The sequence below is a fragment of the Caballeronia terrestris genome, from assembly GCF_001544515.1.
Lineage (GTDB): Bacteria > Pseudomonadota > Gammaproteobacteria > Burkholderiales > Burkholderiaceae > Caballeronia > Caballeronia terrestris.
This window is the reverse complement of record NZ_FCOL02000070.1, coordinates 1-19,842: the sequence shown is the minus strand read 5'-3', so window position 1 is coordinate 19,842 and position 19,842 is coordinate 1. Positions and strand designations below refer to the sequence as shown.

17 protein-coding genes are annotated in these 19,842 nt (G+C 52.5%); 2 read left to right on the top strand and 15 right to left on the bottom strand.

The features are described 5' to 3' along the window. Positions 1 to 78 precede the first annotated feature (78 nt). From AWB67_RS29930 to AWB67_RS29870, 13 genes are all read right to left on the bottom strand, one after another. Positions 79 to 1,077: an NADPH:quinone oxidoreductase family protein gene (locus AWB67_RS29930; protein WP_087659764.1), complete on the bottom strand. Its 999-nt coding sequence runs from the start codon at positions 1,075 to 1,077 to the stop codon at positions 79 to 81. 60 nt (positions 1,078 to 1,137) lie between these two features. After that, entirely contained in the window at positions 1,138 to 1,587 is a 450-nt protein-coding gene (locus AWB67_RS29925) for an acyl-CoA thioesterase (protein WP_087659763.1), read from the bottom strand. Between the two features lie 42 nt (positions 1,588 to 1,629). Beyond that, complete coding sequence (locus tag AWB67_RS29920) at positions 1,630 to 3,252, bottom strand: class I adenylate-forming enzyme family protein (protein ID WP_087659762.1); 1,623 nt, start codon at positions 3,250 to 3,252, stop codon at positions 1,630 to 1,632. Positions 3,253 to 3,312: 60 nt separating this feature from the next. Continuing rightward, complete coding sequence (locus tag AWB67_RS29915; protein ID WP_200822342.1) at positions 3,313 to 3,720, bottom strand: hypothetical protein; 408 nt, start codon at positions 3,718 to 3,720, stop codon at positions 3,313 to 3,315. A 109-nt stretch (positions 3,721 to 3,829) separates the two neighbouring features. Next, complete coding sequence (locus AWB67_RS29910) at positions 3,830 to 5,038, bottom strand: porin (protein WP_087659761.1); 1,209 nt, start codon at positions 5,036 to 5,038, stop codon at positions 3,830 to 3,832. A 385-nt stretch (positions 5,039 to 5,423) separates the two neighbouring features. Further along, positions 5,424 to 6,221 carry an ABC transporter permease gene (locus AWB67_RS29905; protein WP_087659760.1) on the bottom strand — a complete coding sequence of 266 codons (798 nt, stop codon included), beginning with the start codon at positions 6,219 to 6,221 and terminating at the stop codon, positions 5,424 to 5,426. A 5-nt stretch (positions 6,222 to 6,226) separates the two neighbouring features. Next, positions 6,227 to 7,045: an ABC transporter permease gene (locus AWB67_RS29900; RefSeq protein ID WP_087659759.1), complete on the bottom strand. Its 819-nt coding sequence runs from the start codon at positions 7,043 to 7,045 to the stop codon at positions 6,227 to 6,229. 54 nt (positions 7,046 to 7,099) lie between these two features. After that, positions 7,100 to 8,077 (bottom strand): extracellular solute-binding protein, encoded by a 978-nt coding sequence (locus tag AWB67_RS29895; RefSeq protein WP_200822341.1) that lies wholly within the window; start codon positions 8,075 to 8,077, stop codon positions 7,100 to 7,102. 134 nt (positions 8,078 to 8,211) lie between these two features. Beyond that, positions 8,212 to 9,270 (bottom strand): ABC transporter ATP-binding protein, encoded by a 1,059-nt coding sequence (locus tag AWB67_RS29890; protein WP_087659757.1) that lies wholly within the window; start codon positions 9,268 to 9,270, stop codon positions 8,212 to 8,214. A gap of 96 nt (positions 9,271 to 9,366) precedes the next feature. Continuing rightward, positions 9,367 to 10,173, bottom strand: a complete 807-nt coding sequence (locus AWB67_RS29885) for an enoyl-CoA hydratase/isomerase family protein (RefSeq protein WP_087659756.1) — start codon at positions 10,171 to 10,173, stop codon at positions 9,367 to 9,369. Continuing rightward, a complete protein-coding gene (locus tag AWB67_RS29880) occupies positions 10,170 to 12,299 on the bottom strand; it encodes an acetate--CoA ligase family protein (protein WP_087659755.1) in 2,130 nt (709 codons plus the stop codon). Before AWB67_RS29880 ends, AWB67_RS29885 begins: the two co-directional genes overlap by 4 nt. 551 nt (positions 12,300 to 12,850) lie before the next feature. Then, on the bottom strand, positions 12,851 to 14,440 hold the full coding sequence (locus AWB67_RS29875) for a class I adenylate-forming enzyme family protein (RefSeq protein WP_235025403.1): 1,590 nt from the start codon (positions 14,438 to 14,440) through the stop codon (positions 12,851 to 12,853). Between the two features lie 128 nt (positions 14,441 to 14,568). After that, entirely contained in the window at positions 14,569 to 15,408 is an 840-nt protein-coding gene (locus AWB67_RS29870; protein ID WP_125477727.1) for a hypothetical protein, read from the bottom strand. 488 nt (positions 15,409 to 15,896) lie between these two features. Between AWB67_RS29870 and pdxR the strand changes: the two genes are divergently transcribed. Next, complete coding sequence (gene pdxR, locus AWB67_RS29865) at positions 15,897 to 17,387, top strand: MocR-like pyridoxine biosynthesis transcription factor PdxR (RefSeq protein ID WP_087659752.1); 1,491 nt, start codon at positions 15,897 to 15,899, stop codon at positions 17,385 to 17,387. A gap of 307 nt (positions 17,388 to 17,694) precedes the next feature. Then, positions 17,695 to 17,925, top strand: a complete 231-nt coding sequence (locus tag AWB67_RS29860; RefSeq protein ID WP_087659751.1) for a hypothetical protein — start codon at positions 17,695 to 17,697, stop codon at positions 17,923 to 17,925. A 388-nt stretch (positions 17,926 to 18,313) separates the two neighbouring features. Here the strand turns inward: AWB67_RS29860 and AWB67_RS29850 are convergent, their stop codons facing one another. Together AWB67_RS29850 and AWB67_RS29845 are read right to left on the bottom strand one after the other, a co-directional pair. Then, on the bottom strand, positions 18,314 to 18,628 hold the full coding sequence (locus AWB67_RS29850; RefSeq protein WP_087659749.1) for a HigA family addiction module antitoxin: 315 nt from the start codon (positions 18,626 to 18,628) through the stop codon (positions 18,314 to 18,316). 446 nt (positions 18,629 to 19,074) lie between these two features. Then, on the bottom strand, positions 19,075 to 19,842 hold a 768-nt coding region (locus AWB67_RS29845; RefSeq protein ID WP_125477726.1), incomplete at its 5' end, for a Rossmann-fold NAD(P)-binding domain-containing protein.

Sequence of the window (19,842 nt, the reverse complement as noted above, 5' to 3'; positions counted from 1 at the left end):
CTGGGAGTTTCGCAACTGCTTATCTGCACCTATCCGCACGCTGCGCTTGGCTTCGCGCGATTCTGCAAGACCGACTACTTAATCGAAGACAACAGCAATTTTTCCTATCGCCTCGCGGGCCTCGATGCTTCGAAAAGCTTCTGACACTGAATTAATGTCATAACGTGCCGAAATCTTCGGTGATATTGCCCCTGATCGATACAGGTCAAACAACTCATTCGTATTGGTGCGGTTAAGACCTGGTTCACGCTTTGTGAACGAATCGTAATAAACGCCTACAATCTGGCAAGATTTCAAAAGCGGTAAATTCATCGGTATCCTTGGGACGCCGCCTGGAAAGCCTACAATGAGGTGTCGGCCTCCATAAGACATAGCCCTTAGAGCCGCCTCGCTGTAATCACCGCCGACTGGATCATAGATTACGTCGGCACCGCGCGGACCACATGCTTCTTTGCATTGATTTGCCATATCCCGCTTCCCATCAGGAGAAAGAAGATTTGCAGGATAGACGAAACATTCGTCAGCACCGCACGACAATACAAAGGAAGCTTTTTTTTCCGTTGATACAGCTCCAATCACCTTAGCGCCTAAAGCCTTTCCAATTTCAACGGCCGCAATACCAGTCCCGCCCGCAGCGCCGAGCACGAGCAACGTTTCTCCCAATCTCAGATCAGCCCGATTCTTTAAAGCGTGATACGAAGTGCCGAATGTTGTGGTGAAAACCGCAGCCTCATCAAAAGGCATTTCGTTAGGGATCAAAACGCAGCTATCCGCCGATAGTGCGATTTGCTGTGCCATGCCTCCATGAGTGCTAAAGCCGATAACTCGATCACCAACGTTCAGATTTAAAACCCCCGAACCGACTTTTTCAACAACCCCGGAGACTTCGGTTCCAGGGATAAACGGCCTCTCGGGTTTGATTTGGTATAGGTCCCTGATAATGAGCACATCGGGATAATTAACACCGCAAGCCCGCACGGACAATAGGACCTCACCTGCCTGAGGTTCCGGCGTTGGGCGCTCTTCCACCGTCAGCGAATCCGGACCGCCTGCATAGTTACTAATAACAGCCTTCATTGCACTTGCCGCCTTATTAGTTCAAAAATTGTATTAGTGCCACGATGGAATTTTGCAGAATCAATCAATTTGCGGGCGCTCCGGCCCGAGAAGCCAGCGTCTAAATTGCATGCGAAGCGCATCCCCTAGCTCACGAGGGCGCCCCGTGGCGGGGTCGGTCGCCACAATGGTCGAGTAAGCTTCCGCCACACATCGGGCGGGATTAAACAAAGCTTGTTTCAGTAATAGTGAGGTCTTCCCGACCCTCAGCACCCCTACCCCTGCACGGACTGTCCCAGGAAACGACAGCGAAGAAAAAAAGTCTATTTCAAACCGTGCCAAGACAAAATTATACGGAGCTACGTCCTTAATGTCGTCCGAGAAAAACATAAGGCTCCTGCTAGATTCCATGATCGCACTAAATGCACCGTTGTTTATGTGGCCGTTTGCATCAACGTCAGCGAAACGAAGATCATGACTTGTCTGCCAAGGATAAGACGAAAAGGGATACGCCTCGGATTTCATTTGCATTCTATGCCTTCATCAATATTGCAATTCACGGCTCGACGTCTCTCAACTCCACGTGCCGTTCGTAACGTCATACGTGGTAGTGACGGCCACTCCTTCTCCGTCCAGCAACAATCTCTTGGCGATTTTGTCTGAGCTAGTGCGCGGGAAATCCTGGAAGTATTGATAATACCTGGGGATTTTATATCGCGCGAGAATCTTGCTACAATAGACAACGATTCTTTCGGGGCTAAGGGAAACGGGATCGAAGCCAGGCTTAAGAATTATAAATGCTTTGACTTCTTCACCCCTCATCTCGTCTTTGACCGGTCCAACGGCGACATCCTCTACTTCTGGAATACCATATAAAGCGGCCTCAACTTCGGACGCTGAAATGTTTTCTGCACTTCGGCGAATGATGTCCTTGATCCTACTGTGGAAGTAAAAATAGCCCCTCTCGTCCTGCCAGAACAGGTCACCCGTTTTGAACCAAGCGCCGCGGAACGCCTGAGCGTTTGCTTCAGGTTTTCCTATATAGCCTTTAACAATTCCCGGACCGCGGACATACAGTTCACCCACCTTGCCCCGCTCAATGGCGTTTCCGCATTCGTCAGCGATCATGCAATCTCTGAATGGCGCCGTAAGCCCACATGAACCGCTCCCAAGCATTTCGTCAGCGCCAAGTGGCATTACAGTTGCAAGTCCCACTTCGGTCATGCCATAGTGCTCTCGGATCGGCACTCCAAAGCGGGCCTCGGCCAATTTTTGCAAGTTCGGGCTGATTCCGGACGTTCCCAACACTTTCAAGCTGTTTTCACTATCCGATGTCCCGACGGCTGTCATCGCCATAGCATTGTTAATCCATCCGAAGTCAATCTTATGCGTTTTCCACCGATCGACAAACCGAGTTAGACTCGCTCGCGGGGCGACGCAGATAGCGGCACCTAGATAACAGGCAAAAGAGAATCGCCATAGCGGCCCCATGTAATGAAAGGGCGCATCACACAAAATTCTTGTTGTCTCCGGCCAGAGACCGGCGACGACTTTCCCCTTAATCACCCAATAATTATGAGGAAGGACACACCCTTTAGGAAAGCCTGTAGACCCCGACGTGTAAAGAATGTTGATTGGATCTTCTCCGCTGACATCAATGTGGGATGAGTCGAAGTGATCGTCCGCCTCAGCGAGTAAATTTTCCCATCTCGAGGTCGATGCGGGGCCACTAGCGCCGCTAACAGCGACTTTCTTCAGGGCAATCGCCTGATTATCTTGGATCAGCGTTGCGAGTTTTGGTACGAATTGATCTGCTGTTAGCAGAAACTCCGCCTCGCTGTCAGTAAGCGTGTAGACAAGTTCCTGAGTGGTATAATTCGGATTAATACCAATCGAAACTGCGCCTAGCTTTGCCAGCGCAACCCAAGCACACAGATGCTCTGGGGTACTTGGCATAAGGAGCGCTACATGCGAGCCCTTTTCCACCCCAAGTGCCATAAAAGCATTAGCGGAGCGCGCGATTAAACGTCCGAGTTCACTATAGGACAACTCCGCGCCTTCATTATCGACTGGGATCCACGCGGCCTTATCTCCGTAACGTTGTATGGAAAAATCTACAAGCGCACCGACGTTTTTGAGCAACGGTTCGCTTTCAATTCGTTTCCGAAACTGATCATAAGATGCTTCGATGTTCATTAAACCGGCCTTTAAATTAAATTGCTTTCGTTCATTGCGAATGCGACCTCGGGATAGGGTTTATTCGGTTCCCTTACGCCGGATCACGACGACGATGACGGCCTCCGCGACGATTTCGGGGGGTTCGCAAACGACGGCCGGCGGCGTGTCCGGTTCACCGGGCCCCGGCGTCCGGATATGGCGTAGCGCGATCACACCAACTCGACGCGACCGATTTCCTCTAGAAAGGACTCTCGCCTGCAATTCGAGGTAATCCCCGATATGAACTGATTTGCGAAATTGTGCGTTTTCATAGGCGGCTAAGAGGCTTCCGTCCTGGTCCTCCCGTAGCGTGATCTGCGTTACGCAATCTGCAAAAAGTCCCATGATTCGTGCAGCCGGAATAACGACGCTGCGATAAGTGGTATCTTGTGCACTCATTCGGACCCGAAGCATCGCATCCGGACTACTCTCGCTAATGGTACTCATGTTTTTAGCCTTGATATTTAGCCGTTCGTCAAACTGAGTTAGGCTTATCCTCGCCGCGAACGATGGGGCCGGCCCCGGTAATGAGGACGGCGAGAAAAAGCTATCTTTTTTAGAATCGATGGATTATGCCGATACTTGTCGCGAGCTGGCTTGGTGAGGACGAAGGCGCGGACTGGAAATTATCGCCAATGGATGCTGTTGCGGTAATGATATTTACCCCGTTCGTCCCTAACGTCTTTCCATTTGCGCGTTGATAACCTTGCAAGAAATAAAACCCGGTACGTTTTGATACGGAATAGTATTCGGCAACACTAATTTGTTGATACTGCGCGCCGCTTGTAATTCCATTGGCCTTAGACGCACGCGTATAGCTGTATCCAGCAGCAAGGTCTAGAGCTGGAGTGGTTTTCCAATGAAGTACTGCGCCCGCAGTATTAAAGATTGCCGTGCTTTTAAAGCTGGAATTGATCCCCGGAATGTATTGTACGTTCGAATATGAAAACGTCACGTCGAGATTCTGTGTAAAGGTGTATCCTCCCGTCACCGCAATTCGCTGTTGTGACTGTGCGGTCTGGTAACCATTCGTTATCGCTGAAACTCCAGGCTGCCCGCCGGAGGATGTAGTTGAGTCGGCACCATAGACTCCGCCGCCTGGTGTTGAATTGTTGACCCGCGTAATGCCTGCTGCGATTCCAATTGGACCATTCACGTATCTGAGGGCGCCGCTCCAAGTCGAGCCCTGATTTAGGCTTCCAGGTACGCCCGCGAGCGAGTACGAACCACCGGCCGTAATCCCATATACAGTTGGGGAGATGTACACCAGAGAGTTATTAGCTCTGTATACCGTGTCCATACCGTCCAAATCGCCCGGGTGGGCTCCGTATGCCCCGGTTAGCCAAGTAGTCGGGCCGTAGGGCGCGAGAATGGAATAATACGGCGTGTATTGGCGCCCCGCTGTGAAAGTGCCGTAGACAGGGTTCGTCAGGCCGACCCACGCCTGTCTGCCAAACATCGCGTTAGCAAATTGCTGCCCTCCTGTCGCCAGGTTAAAGCCCGATTCAAGCTGGAAGATAGCCTTAGTTCCGCCGCCCAAATCTTCTCCGCCCTTTAGGCCGAACCGGCTTCCCGACCAGACTCCGGCGAGCATTTTCACGTTGGATCGCCCCCCAATGGTTGATCCAACGGTCGTCTGGCTATTTTGATACGTTATTGAGTCGTCGAGGATGCCGTAAAGCGTAACGCTGCTCTGGGCAAACACCGGAGACGCGAAAGCAGCGGCGCTTATAAGCGCAGCATATTGATTGCGTGGATGCTTCATAGACAGACCATTTGTATTTTAGGGGTACTACAGAGTAACGTTCGCAAAGAAACCGATGCGGTCTCAAAGGCCTAGCAACGGGCGAGTCATGCGTAAATGCAACGGTGCGATCGGAGCATTGCCAGGCATCAGCAGCCGCTCCTAAACGGTTGTACGAATGCGTGGACAACATTTTCTCGGGAGCTTTGCTCGTCAAACAGGCATCGAGGCCCTGTTGGACACAAACAAGCTGGATAGCCAACCGCCGTGCCCGGCTCCTAGTCTCGCTTCACCGGGCACGGCGCCGGAAAGCCAGAGCAAACCCCCGGGGCGAGCTAAATTAATTTTGAGCTTTCGCTGATTCGCAATGTTCACCGACGGAGGTCGAGCTCATTAGCTGCCGAGGTCAATGCACTCCGACAAGAGTTTTCTCATCGCTTGCGCGTCGACGGAAAAACTCCGCCGTCAACAATCCCGCAGTAGTTCCAACCATCAGAACGCTCGCCACTGACGCTACGATCGGACTTACATCAAGCCTCATATTCGCCCAAAGCATCATGGGTAGTGTTTCATGGCCATTCATAAGAAAAAGCGCAACAGTCAGCTCATCGAACGACGTGAAAAACGCAATAATAAAACCGGAAACGATACTTGCGCGTAGCGAAGGCAGGGTCACGGAGAAGAAGGCACGGGTGGCGGTCGCTCCATGAATGCGTGCAGCCCGCTCAACTGCAATGTCAAGTTGCTGAACCTGGGCCATTACAATGAGTACGACAAACGGAAATCCCATCGTTGCGTGTGCACCGACTAGTATCGCCTCGTTACTCAGTAAATCAAGTCGTAAAGCGATCACGAAGATGCCGAGTGCCATAAAAATTTGAGGGATGACAACCGGCGTCCCAATGTACGTTAATAGTGGGCGCCTCAGTCGCGCAGGCCCGCGTTCGATTCCAAGTGCTGTTAGCGTCCCCAAGACGGTCGCGAGCAGTCCGGATAATAGCGCTACCCGTAGCGAGAGTAGGGTCGCATCCATCCACTGGGGATCAAGCAGGTAGCTGGAGTACCATCGCATACCAACATCCGTGGGCGGAAACCGCAAGAAATCGCCGCTTGTTAAGGACATCGGAATGATGAGAACGAGCGGCAGGTTTAAGAACGCCGCCGCAATCCAAAAAAACACACTGAGCGATTTTCCTGTTTTCATCGTCGTTAAGCCAGTCGTCGCGCGAGTAAGTCGCCCGTCTTCTTAATAACAAGCACCCCAATTGTCGCCGAGATCAGTAATGCGACCCCTAACGCGGCCGCGAACCCGGAATTCATTCGCTCGATGTGGAATGCAATCAAATTGCCCAGCATAATGTCCTTCGGTCCACCTACCAGAGCAGGGGTAATAAAGAATCCGGTTGACATCATAAAAACGATCGCTGCGCCCGTGCTGGTACCTTTGATGCTCAGTGGCAGAAATACTCGACGCATTGCTTGCCGAGGCTTTGCGCCAAGCACCCTTGCCGCCTTGATCAGGTCCAAATCCACATCTTTCATCGCACTATATGAGTTGAACACTTGGATCGGCAGCATGATCTGAAGCATCGCTACGTAGACGGCGCCCGTGGTGTACATCATTCTTAAAGGATGGTCAATGAAGTGCATCGCTTTAAGCATCTCATTAACGACACCCTCGCGACCGATCAGCACAATCCACACGTAAGATCGAATTAGCGCACTCATCCACATAGGGATCAAGAAAAGGTATAGCAACCAAACTTGACGGGACGAAGGCTGCATGGAAATGTAATACGCGATGGGAAATCCAACAACCGCAGACAGGACGGCAACCACTAGGGCTACCGAGATCGTTCTTGCCAACACGTCCAAGTAAGCGGGGCGAACGAGCAGTTCCTGGAAGTAATGGAGCGAAAACTCAGGGTTGAAGACACTTGCGTGGAATGTGTCGAGGCTCGGGACAAGCAGAAAAGCGAAGACAAGTAACACCCCCGGTATCATGAGAACGTGAGACGGTTTAATCATTTGGGCACCTCGTTTGTTGAGGGTTAAGGCTCGAAAAGTCTTCCCAGATCGTAGCTAGGCCAGTATCCACTCAAGGAAACGGTCTTGAATCTGATTCCCTCGTTCAGAATACCAAAAGGCTTCATTTGCAATGAATAGCTGTTCAGGGTGTGGCGGCGTCGTGGGAAGCATCGCCTGTAGCGATGCCGGAAGTTTGTCGTAAGCACCAGGAATCGGCGCCGGATACGGAACGGTTTGCACGTACTTCTCAGCGAGCTCAGCGTTGGTTGCTCGGATTCTGAGCCAATCATGCGCCTCCCTTACGTGCTTTGAACCCTTCAATATGCCGTGGTATGTCGTGTGAAAGAGGCCGCCCTCCCATACGAGTTTGAGGGGAATGCCTGAGTCTGAAAGGCTCTGTAACCGGCCAGTGAACATTGGCGTATAGAAGGCTTCTCCATTAGACATTACTTGTACGGCTTGTGCGCCGTTATCCCACCACGCGCTGATATGCGGCTTGATCTTATTCATCTTAGCAAACGCCCTGTCCACACCCTCCTTCGTCGCAAGTGCGTCATAAACCTTCGATTTCGGTACTCCATCTGCGATCAGGGCGAACTCTAGCGTGTGATGCGACGTTTTGCGCATTGCACGCGGCCCCGGAAACGTTTTTACATCCCAAAAATCCGCCCACGACTTCATTTCCTTTCCTGGCGGCAGCTTATCAGCGCGTTGAGCAAGAACAGTCGACCAAACTAGTACGAGAACGGCGTTCGGTCGCTTGGCATAAGCCGGGAGAATATTTTTTGGATCAACAAGCGAATAGTCGATTTTTTCCAACAGGTCTTGATCCATCGCCGGGAACGTCAGCGAATTAATCTCAGTAACATCCCAAATAACGTTTCTTGACTTAACCTGAGCACGCAATTGTTCAAGGGCCGAGTCTGGCTGGTTTACCACTTGGACGTCATAACCCTTTTCAGCGACCAATGCCTTCGCGTAAATATTTGTTTCTAGATCTTTGACGACCCCACCGGGGACGGCGACTGTCAATTTTCCTTTCGTTTGGCCAAAAGCCGGCATGCCAGCGAACGCAACTGCCCCAACGGCAGAGCTTATGATCCCAAGAGCGGACCTTCTAGTTAGAAGCTTAGACATAGATACTCCTAGACACGGTAAATGTAGGGTTACTGTTCGAGCGCGACGGCATCGGATAACTTGAAGCCTACGTTAACAAGCTCACCCCGCTCATGATCAATCGCGCCAATGCTGCCCGGCGTACGCACAGTCAATGTTTGGCCATTCGCAGTAATAAGGCTGTATTCGGTGGTTTCGCCCAAAAACAAAACTTGATCGACCGTGCACATAAACTGAATATCGGTTTGCTGCACGGTATTGCCCAGCCGCAGGCGCTCGGGACGGATGCTTACCAGACTCCCACCATCAAGCTTCGCGGAGTTTCTCGCACGAAACGAATCCTTACAGCGCGGTTCATCCGTTTCGATCAGGTTTAAATCGACGAAGTTTGCTTGCCCAATAAACTCCGCGATATAGCGACTATTGGGTGCGTCGTACAACTTGCGAGGCGTATCTATCTGCATGATCCGCCCGTTCCCCATGACCGCAATCCGGTCCGACATGGAAAGCGCTTCCCCTTGGTCGTGAGTGACAAAGACAATGGTGCATCCCAGCTGAGTATGGTATTGCTTGATCTCCAATCTCATCGCTTCGCGCAGTTTCAAGTCGAGGGCGGAGAGCGGCTCGTCCATCAATAAGACTGGCGGTTCGAAAACCACAGCACGCGCGAATGCTACCCGCTGGCGTTGACCACCTGAAAGCTCTTTAGGCATGCGTTTCGCATATCCTTCCAAACGCACCATCGCAAGAGCTCGCTCTACTCGTTTCGAAATCTCTAACCGACTAACCTTCCTCAACTTCAAAGGGAACGCAACGTTGTCAAAAACTGACATATGCGGGAACAACGAATACCCTTGAAACACCATGCCGATTCCGCGATCTTCCGGAGCAAGCTGTGATACTGAGCGATTGTCAATCGTGATATCTCCACCCGTGCCTTCAACGAATCCCGCCAGTGCATTCAAAGCAGTCGTCTTCCCCGAGCCACTCGGACCAAGCAACGTGACGAATTCGCCAGCTTTAATGTCAAGATTAAAGTCTGAGAGGACCGTCGTTGCGCCATATGTCTTAGAGACGTTGCTGAAACGCACTGCAGCTTTGTTCGTCATGTCTATTCCAAAAAATTGCTTCTGAGGCGACGGTGCAGATTCGACGTCTAGTGATGGCTAAGCTAGCTCAATCTTAAGATGTCAAGAGTCGTAGAATTACTTGTCGAAAATTCCGTCCCGAAACTCCATCCCTGCACGTGGGCCGTCTTTCAACACTTTTTCTCTGAAACTATCGCGTGTAGGATCGGGCATATGCTCGAGGACAGTCAGCATATCGGGCCAGCTGTTAATATGAGGCACCATCCCGGCAGTTTCGTAGGCTCTGTTCAATCCCTGCTTGTTGATCCAAATGGCTCCCCGAGGCATACGCTTTAGCCGTTCGACATACCGATTTGTAGTGTCTACCAGTTGATCGTCTGGAACTACTTTATTAACCAATCCGACTTCGTAGGCCTGCTGAGCCGAAAAATGCTCTCCCATCAGGATTATTTCCTTTGCCTTTTTGTGGCTCATCATCCATGGAAACATATTGAAAGCAGGTCCGCCGCCGTACAAGATCTCTGGAATGCCAAATTTGCACGTTTCGGCCGCAATCGTGAAGTCTGCGGGTAGCACCAATTCAAGAGCGCCCGCAAGGCAGTAACCATGCACTGATGCAACCACTGGCTTCCGACAATTCCAAATTGCCCATCGAGCGCCGTTGGCATCAAGGTGCTGACTAAGAAGCTTTTGCTCCATCGTTCGTTGACTCATCTGAGCTTTCAGATCGTACCCAGACGAGAATGCCCGCCCGTTTCCCTTCAAGACGACTACAGATATCTCGTCGTTGGTGCTCGCAGCCAACACTTGGTCACGAATGTGTATGTATATGGCCGTAGTCAAAGCGTTTAGCTTTTCCGGCCGGTTGAACGTGATCGTAAGGACGCCGTCTTTTGTCTCTGTAATCGGAAGTTCGGTATTCATTTCGCGCTACCTTGGAAAAATTCGATTGCCGCATCCACGGCGATTAATTCGGATCCCACTGACATAACGGGATTGCACTCAATTGCACTCACTGCGGGGTTGCGCAACAGTGACCCATTCAATTTATTGAGCAGTTCGCTAATGCCAGCGGCAGAAACACTCGAGTCTCCTCGAAATTCTCCCCACATTGATGCGCTGCGTAAGCGCATAAGACTCTCGGTCACTCGCTCGGGTGTGGCTGGCATGATGCATACGCTTGTGTCGTCCACTGCCTCAGCATAGACCCCACCAAAACCGATTAAACCAACGCTCCCAAGCAGACTGTCTGTACGTACGCCGACGAACAACTCTCTATGCTTTCCTACGTCTTCGCAAACGAGATATCCCGTGTGCCGAGCTGCTCCAATTGCACTGGCAATCTGAAGTGCCATTGCTTCTGCAGCTTGCTTTGTTGCGTCACACGTTGTTATTCCGGTAACGACCCCACCCAGGTCACTTTTGTGAAGCACGCCGGGAAGAATCGCCTTCAAGACGATCGGAAATCCAATTCGGGCAGCGGCCTGTGCCGCTTCTGCAGGCGTCAGGCACACTTCAAACTTGGGAAATCTTACGCCGTCGCTAGTCAAATATTCGATCGCAGACGCTTCTGTAAGCATGTCAGACGGAGTCAACATTTCGCCTACCGCTGCCGGCGCTGAACTTGAATAGGACACCGCCGGACACGATAGAAATTTATGTCGCTTGTGTAGCGAAGATAACCCGAGCGCAGCGATGTCCAAGTTGGCGTAGCACGGAATTCCCGCCTGGCGTAGCGCTGTGAACGACACATCATTCTGATAAGCGTAGGGGGTATAAAAAATGATTGGAAGCTGATGCGCAGCTTGAATACTTCCAAGTAATGGAGCAGCACTTGCATAGGTGTATGGGCTGCTTGGATGCACTTCGCCACCATGCCAAAGCCCATAGAGCCCATAGTTAATAAAGCCATCGAACGATTTGTCGTGCTCGAGCACGAGGGTGGTCATTTGCGCGAACAGGCTTGGATCTCGCGTGAATCCTCCTGTCATATCGACAGGATTCCGCTTTGGCGCGTAAGCCGGCAGTCGCTTCGCAAACTCGGCCTGAAGTTCTTGGTTGAACTCTGGTACGCTAAGACCTGAAATCTCGATTTCGTCTGTTGCTACGGTTGAATGTCCGCCTCCCGAGCCGACGATGGCGACTCGATTCCCCTTCATCGGAGGACACCGGTACAACACTTCACAGATTGGAAGAAGATGCTCGAGGTGGTGTACTTCGATCACCCCGCAATCCTCGAACAGGGCCGAATACACCTTGGATGCAGAGGACATAGCTGCCGTATGCGACTGTGCTGCACGCATCCCACCGGAAGTTCTGCCACCTTTCAAAGCTACAATTGGTTTTTTCTTGCTTACTTCCCGACAGACCGAAAGGAAGCGCGCGCCTTGGCCTGCTGGCAATCCTTCCAAATATAGTGCAATGACCTTCGTGTTTTCGTCGTTTCCAAGAAACTCAATATGATCGTGAATTGGCACATCGGCTTGGTTTCCAACACCAACAAACGCTGAAAAACCGATGTCCAGCATCGACGCCTGATCCCAAAGCGTAATGCCGACGTTGCCACTTTGCGAGATCATGCCCACGGGACCGGCAGGGATGTCTTGAATTCCGGTCAGGTTGATCTTGTTTGGGAGATAAAAATACCCCGGGCAATTCGGTCCAATGAGTCGCATGCCGTTCTGGTTGCAGGCTTCAACCACTGCTTTTTGTAGTTGATCGCCGTCAGCCCCCATCTCAGCGAAACCCGATGTGAACACTACGGCGACGGAAACGCCGCGCGCTGCAACTGCAGGCAAGACCTCTAATGTCTTTTGAGCTGACAACATGCTGAACGCGAGATCAATATCACCCGGAAGATCACTCGCGTCTGCATAGACCTCGCACCCTGCGTAGGTCCCTCGCTCGCGCCCCAATAAGGAGATTTCTCCTCTGAAGCCCAGCTTCAGCAAGACGTTCAGAAACTTAATCGGCTCCTTTTCTTCATTCAGGGAAAAACCGACAATTACAATATGCCGTGGTTGATAGAGATTACTAAGGTCCGACTTCATTTGTACAATTTCCTGATCATTGGGCACAAGCGACTTAATGCTTTATAGGGCACACGGTCCAGTGCTCCAAGCTTATTAATGAATAGAGTGGCGAGCTCAATCAAAGATTGCCGACCTGCCGATTGACAAACGCATTGCCAATGAACTCACGCTACCGTCGCCCCAGTTCGAAATACCTTGAGAGCCAAGGTTGACGCTACCATCACGCGTTAAGCGTCGTTAGCATATATGAAACGCTTCATCTGGCCAAAAAACTGGACCCTGCCTTACCTTCATCGCGCATTTCTCTTGCAAGATCGCCTCACTTATGAAGCGCTTCAAGTATCGGCATCTCAAATTCTGTTGTCAACAGGGGTTACCCGGGTAGCTGCGTTTTTTCAATCAAAATTGGTTCGGAGAATCTTCGTTTGACGCATCGGCCGTAACGTCGATAGCAACTCTGGTATCGCACAAGCTGCTGTCTTTTATTCAAAGCTTCGGGGGCATTCTGACAGTCCCCCCTGATTTGTGCGGCGTTACTCGCTCGTCGCTGTTTTATGAACTACGATGAGTTACCTCCAGATTGAATCAACACGATCGTAAGCGTTTTTTAAAGGATCAACTGCTGCGTTTGTCAGAGCCGACTTGGCAATCTTGTTCGATGATGTTCGCGGAAACTCTTCAATAAAAGAGTAGTAACGCGGGACCTTGAACGGGGCAAGGAGTCTCTCGCAATGAGATTGGAGTTTTGCAACGTCGCAGTCGGCCGGCGTGAGTCCTGGTTTGAGTTGTATGTATAGTTTCACTTCTTCGCCGCGCCGTTCGTCCGGAACGGGAACTGCCGCAGCGTCAAAGACCTCCGGTAGCATTTGGACAACACTTTCTACTTCGCGTGCGGAAATGTTCTCACTACTGCGCCGAATCATCTCTTTGATTCGACCGACTATGTAATAGTATCCTTGGTCGTCGCAGCGAAAGAGGTCCCCGGTTCGAAACCAAACCCCGTTGAAAGCGGCTGCCGTAGCCTCGGGTTTATTCCAGTATCCCTGGAGGATCGCGCGCCCTGATATTTCGAGCTCTCCTACTTCTCCGGGGAGAGCTTCCTCGCCGCTTGCGTTGCAAATTCGTGCCTTTCTCCAGGGCGTTGGCAACCCGCATGACCCCTTTCCGATCATGTTAACTGCGTCTCCAGGCATCGCGAGTGCCATGCCAATTTCCGTCATGCCAAAAATATCACGTCCGGTCGCCGCAAATCGGCTTTCGAAATGCAACTCGGCATCGCCACGCCACCCGGACAAAAATGCGTGTTTCAGACGCGTGTTCCCGTCGTCATCTTCGGTCGGTTGCTGCATTGCGAGTTTCGGAAATTGGCACCATTCAATCTTGTATTTTTTAAGCCACGATATATAGCGGCTAAGCGATGGCCGCTTTGCGCAGTACAGAGTTCCACCAGACCATAAAGTCTTTAACAGATGCCATTGCGGATCCATGTAAAACCAAGGTTGGGCCGTAAGAAGCCGAACAGCAGGCTCACTGTCCACTGCAATGGATGTACGCGTGATTACAAGCCAATAGTCGTGGCTTAACATGCAGCCCTTTGGCAAGCCAGTAGTTCCTGACGTATATTGGATGTTCAGGAGATCGTCGCGCGCAACTTGTACGGTCTCTACGCATCCCTGATCTTTAACAAGGAGGTCGTCCCAATGAAGGCGTCCGTTAGCGTTTTCATGTTTCCCCGCAACCACGACCTTATCATCTTTTAGCGAGGATGCAGCTCCCGCTATCTCGGTCAAGGTTGGCAAAAACGAATCTTCAATAACGAGCGCTAGTGCGCCTGAGTCATTTAGGACATACAGCAGTTCACGCGGGGTATAATTTGGGTTGATTGGCACCATGATCGCCCCGATCCTACCGATCGCGATCCAACTCACTGCAAACTCGAGTCGGTTGCTCAGCATCACTGCGACCCGGTCCCCTTTAGTAATACCCATCTTGGTAAAGCCATCTGCAACCCGACATGTGAGGTCGCGCAACGTCTGATACGTTACGGATATATCGTCCTCGAAAAAGTTCAGCGCGATGCGTTCGCCGTACCTATTGGTGGCAGAATCTAGCAGATCAGGGACGGTTTCCGGTAACGTGCACGCTTCCACCGCGTTCATCCGTGCCTTCCATCGGCCACGCACATCTAAACTTTCCATTTTCATTGCTATCCGAGTTAAAAGTGCTATAGCGACTATTCGTCGGTAATACCAAGCTTAAGTACGTTTTGGCTTGCGTCGGTCCGAGCCTAAGGCCGGTCCGAGCCGATTGAAACCGCGGCCGCGTAGATCGTACGTCGATCTATTTGAGCGATGACCCGCGTGCGGTTTGCGATAACGAGGGTTGTGCATTCAAAATACGACGCCCCTTTGTGTTCGCTAGTATCAGTCAAGATGGACGATGTCGTTAGCACATCACCGACGCGCGCAGTTCCGAAATGTTGTGTCGCGGCGCTGACGAAGATAGAAGGCGTTGGATAAGCATAGCTAGCGACCTCATCGCGCAAAGCTTGGCGCAATAACCTCGCGGCCGGAACAATTCGCTCTTCGCTGTACTTTGGCCAGCTCTCTTGAAATTCGGCCAGCGCCACACGATGCCGTTCGTCGTCAATCTCGGTGCTGTTGGTGTAGAGGCGCTGACCAGCGAACATCGCACCGCGATGGACCTTTGGCCTCTCGGCAGGAGCCGGCATTACAGGAAAATCCTTCAAGGAAGGCGGAGCAATGGCCACATCGGGCAACCCGATTGACCCTATCGCGATAACTTCGCCGTTCAAATCACTTATTTCAACAGCAATCATTGCTCCGTCGGCCTCACGGTTTAAAGCGGATGTGGATAAACGCAATTTTTGATTATCGTAAGCGGGACGACGACTGCGCGAGGAAATTACACCCCGCTCTAGCCAATCCAAGCCCCACGCGTCCACTGCCACTTGGCTCATAAAGCCGTAAAGATGGTCCCCAGGAACGAGCGCGGAGGAATAGCCGTACTTCGATGCTGTCTCCCCGTCATGGATTGAACCGGCGTAACGCTTCCTGTTGCGAAGGGACGTTACCACTTCTTTTTTGAAGGGGAAGCTGACAGTCAAAGCTTTGTTCCTCATCAATTGAAACGGCAAAAAGACGCTTTGCGATGTGGCGCCTATCAATGGCGGTCGCGACTTCCCCGCATCGATCGACGGCTCGACTACGACTACCTCAACCCCCTCTGTAGGAAGCTGTTTTTATGGCATTCACTTTGTTTCGTTTCTTTCGCGCGCGTCTCGCGCGTCTATCTTAAAAGCGACAGTCACTCTCTTTCCTGCACGTCCCGGCTACCGATAAGAACGAAGAATCCCTTATTAACAGGCTATGCCTCGCGCGCGTGAGTCTTGCGGTAAAGACCCGCTGCGAATATCTTACGGCGCGGCATGCAGGTGCCACGACAGTACAACGCGAATAACCCTTAGGCCAATGTGCCTCGTAGCATGTTATCGGATGCCTCATCAGCGGTCTTCAGAGAACGTCATTGATTGAATATAGTAAGATTGTGTGAGCGCCGTCAGGGCCATTTTAATTAATTTTTTAGGAGCCACTTTTGGCTACGACTGCGTTGTCTGATTGGCTGGCGCATCGTCTTGAGCGGAGCGGGGAGAAACCGTTGTACCGACAGCTGCACCAACTCTTACAAGCAGCAATTCTGTCGGGCGCACTTCCTAGTCGGGCCAAGTTGCCCTCGTCCCGGCTTCTCTCCGCCGAGCTCGGTATAGCCCGCAATACGGTCACCCAAGTTTTCGAGCAATTGATGCTGGAGGGGTACCTTGTCGCAACGTCCGGCCGCGGGACTTTTGTGTCCGAGGGCGCCCGAGAAGACCAAAGTGCTGAGCCGGCTGGACATGAAGCGCCAACCCTACCTAGTACACTGCCAAATCTGAGTGAGAGAGGCCGCCGTCTGTATGCGGATGCCGTAGTGTTCGAGCGGCAGCCCGGCGCGTTCATGCCGGGCGTACCCGACCTAGCACGGTTTCCCACGCGAACATGGAACCGTCTGCAGAAGAAACATTGGCAGCGGTCGCCTGAAAAAGTCCTAAACTATGCGCCCCCTGGCGGTCACGCACAGTTGAGGTCGGCGATATCGGATTATCTGCACTCCGCACGCTCAGTCCGCTGTTCGCCAAGCCAGGTAATTGTCACTACGAGCAACCATCAATCGATCGATTTGGCAATTCAGCTTCTCACCGACGCGGGGGATTTGATGTGGATTGAAGATCCTTCCTACTGGGGTACTCGGAACGTTCTACAGGCGTCAGGTTTGGCGCTTAAGGCGATCCATGTGGACGATGACGGCATAGCACCGAGCAAGTCCGACATGGCGACACCTCCGAAGCTCATTCTTGTGACACCCACGCATCATTACCCTCTTGGTATGGAGATGAGCATTCATCGACGCAAAATGCTGCTCGGCTATGCCGATGAGCACAACTGCTGGATCATAGAAGATGATTGCAACAGTGAATTTAAGTATGGAACCAAGCCACTTCCATCACTACAAGGTATGGACGGAACAGGGAAGGTCTTGTATATCGGTAGCTTTAGCAGTTCCCTATTTCCAGGGGTCCGCATCGGATATATTGTCGTGCCAACAGAGCTCGCCCAGTCTTTTGCAATAGCATCAACCGATCTGGATCGAGAGGGGCAGGAGTTGCACCAAGCTGTATTAGCAGACTTTCTTGATGAGGGATATTTCACTTCTCATGTTCGACGGATGCGTGTGCTATACAAGTGGCGTCGAGAGCTGCTTATCTTAGCGATTAATGAACGTTATGGAAATCAATTGCGAATCGCTGGTGGTGATGTCGGTCTACACCTTACCCTCTTGCTGCCGAGCTATGTCGACGATAAAAGATTAGTCAGCGCTGCTCACTCTGCTGGCATCCTGATGCGCCCCCTTTCATCATATTTTATGGGACGCGAGGAGTCAGCCAGCGGCGTTTTGCTGGGGTACGCCTGCGTGAGCGATACAGCGATCCGCCCAGCTTTTAACACTTTCGCCGATATTCTAGACAGGTTTTTGGTCAAAGCTTACTAATATAGGTTCGAGAGGCGACAAGCGTGGTTCCATGCGTTTATTTATCTGCCGAGCAAAGACGGTTGGGTAAAGTGTGGATTCAAAGACTCGACTTGCGATAGGCGCGCTATACGTGCGTAGCCAACGCATACGTACACAACGTGCAACTGCGCCCAATATGTTCGAAGGGCGGCCTGCGAGTAGGCGAGGAGGTCGCCCTACCTTTGCCAGCACCGGTTAAGGCATGACACATCGTGCTCCTCAATGCCGTCCGCGGCGCTGAAATGTGCCCGGATCTGCTCGCGGTGCGCTTCGAGTTGGGCATACGGTGTGGCTGTCGGCTATTCCGATCAAGCCCAAACCCGTGCTGAGCTATGACTTCGAGGGGGATCTTCAGCTCATCAACACCCTGTTGGGTGCCCCGATGCCGCGGGGCTGGAAAACAGAAAACATCGCGCAAAAGCTCGATGTCGCCCGGCTTGCCGAGTATGTCGGCACGCATGGAGGCGAGCATCACGCCCTTCATGATGCCCGCGCCAATGCTTATGCTTTCCGCTGAGCACGGCTGAAATTACCTGTTCTTCAGAGAACCTGTGGGAACGTCCATTAAACAAGCGTGCTGCGGTGAGGCTTTGTCCGTTGAGAGCTGAGCCGCGAAATGCACACCCGCGACCAGCCAACATCAGCCAGCCCAGATCTCCCAGTTACTGGCGTGATACCGCCCATGACACTTATTGCACAGCCGTTTCTCCTCCCCAATCAGATTCACCTTGACCGCCGGCATCGCACCGCACTGCTCGCATGGCATAACGACGTCCTCGGGCCGGCGGCGGGCGTCAAATAGTCCATCCACATGGTCATCGGTGAGTCGCGGCGGAAGCGGCATCGAAGTATCCTAATTTTTAGCCAGTAAAAAGGTGCGTTCTCTTCGCCGTGGTTACTAAAAGCTAGAAGAGCGCGGTTTGTCGCTCCGATGAAATCGGCGCGACATTCAACTCGGCGTGGCGCTTGCGTGCCTGAGCCAGGTCGTGCAGCAACTGCCGTTGAAGCCAGGTTTCTGCTCGCCCACCGAATGCAAGTTCGAGTCGCAACGCCATCTCGGGCGAGATGCCGGCCTTGCCCGTGATCAGGTTGGTCAACGCCTGCCGCGTGACGCCCAAGACGCGTGCACCTTCTGTCACGCTGAGATCGAAGCGCTGTAGACACTGCTGGCGAACTAACTCGCCCGGATGAGAAAAATCAGTTTCCCCATGCGCACGCAATAGCTTGCACTCTCCTCTCCGTCAAGTGACAAGCGACACTTACGTCTTGGGCGTCCTCCCATCCTATCGAGCATCCCCCGTTGAGAAGCCTCGATCTCTTTGCTGTGAAGGGGCGTTGAAACGGCGTCGCTGGCGTAGACCACATTAAATTTGTCACCGTTGAGACAGTAATTCTGTCAACTCGCGACGACGCGGCGTTCCCGTAATGGTCCAGCCTTGCTGGACAAGCGTTCGGACGACGCGAATTAAATTTGTTACCGGCCTCATGAGACGGGCGGCCTTTCACGTGCGGATGGCCACGAGCCGTTCGCGCGGGCAGCGTGCATCGGCTGCTCGGCTGTGCGGCAGCAGCCGGCCGAGACCGTGTCAAAACGCATAGCCGTCGGGAATTTGACGACACACTGTCTCGGCGGCAGATCGCGGCATTTTGATTAGCTGCGTCATGTTCATTGCGGAATAACGCGCTCAACCTTAAGCCGGTCAAACAACTCAAAGAAGGCGTCGGACGTGCTCTGATAGTCCAGGAATCCCGCCTTGCGGCTTTTCGTCATATCGGTGAGCACCTCCATCGGACGACCAAGGTCGGCGTCTGTGTGCCACCATGACGCCAGCCTGCCGATATCCGTTTCGACCAGATCGAACCGTGCCGCGATCTCGGACCATTGCTCCCCCTTATCCTGCATCCGGTGTTCAAGCGGACGCATCTTGCCGTCGAATGGCGCGGCCTCGATGCCGAAGTATTCCGCGATTCGCGACCACATCCAGTTCCAGCGGAACACGTCGCCGTTGACCACGTTGAAGTCCTCATTGCGCGCGTTTGCGGAGGTCGCGGCCCATTCGAGATGGCGCGCCAGAAGCCGGGCGTCGGTCATGTCGGTCAGACTGTTCCATTGCGTTGGAGAACCAGGAAACACGAAAGGTTCGCCAGCCTGTTTGCAAAGCGACGCGTAGACGGCTAGCGTCACTCCCATATTCATCGCGTTCCCGAGAGCGTATCCGATGATCGTATGCGGGCGATGCACGCTCCAGCTGAAGCCGTAACGCTGCGCGGCGTCGAAGAGCCGGTCTTCCTGTTCATAGTAAAAATTGTCGACGGGCTGGCGCCCTTGCTCTTCACGAAACGGCGTGACCGGCACCGCACCTGTTGCATACGCCTCGAATGGCCCGAGGTAATGCTTCAGGCCGGTGACGAGCGCCGCGTGTGACACGCCACC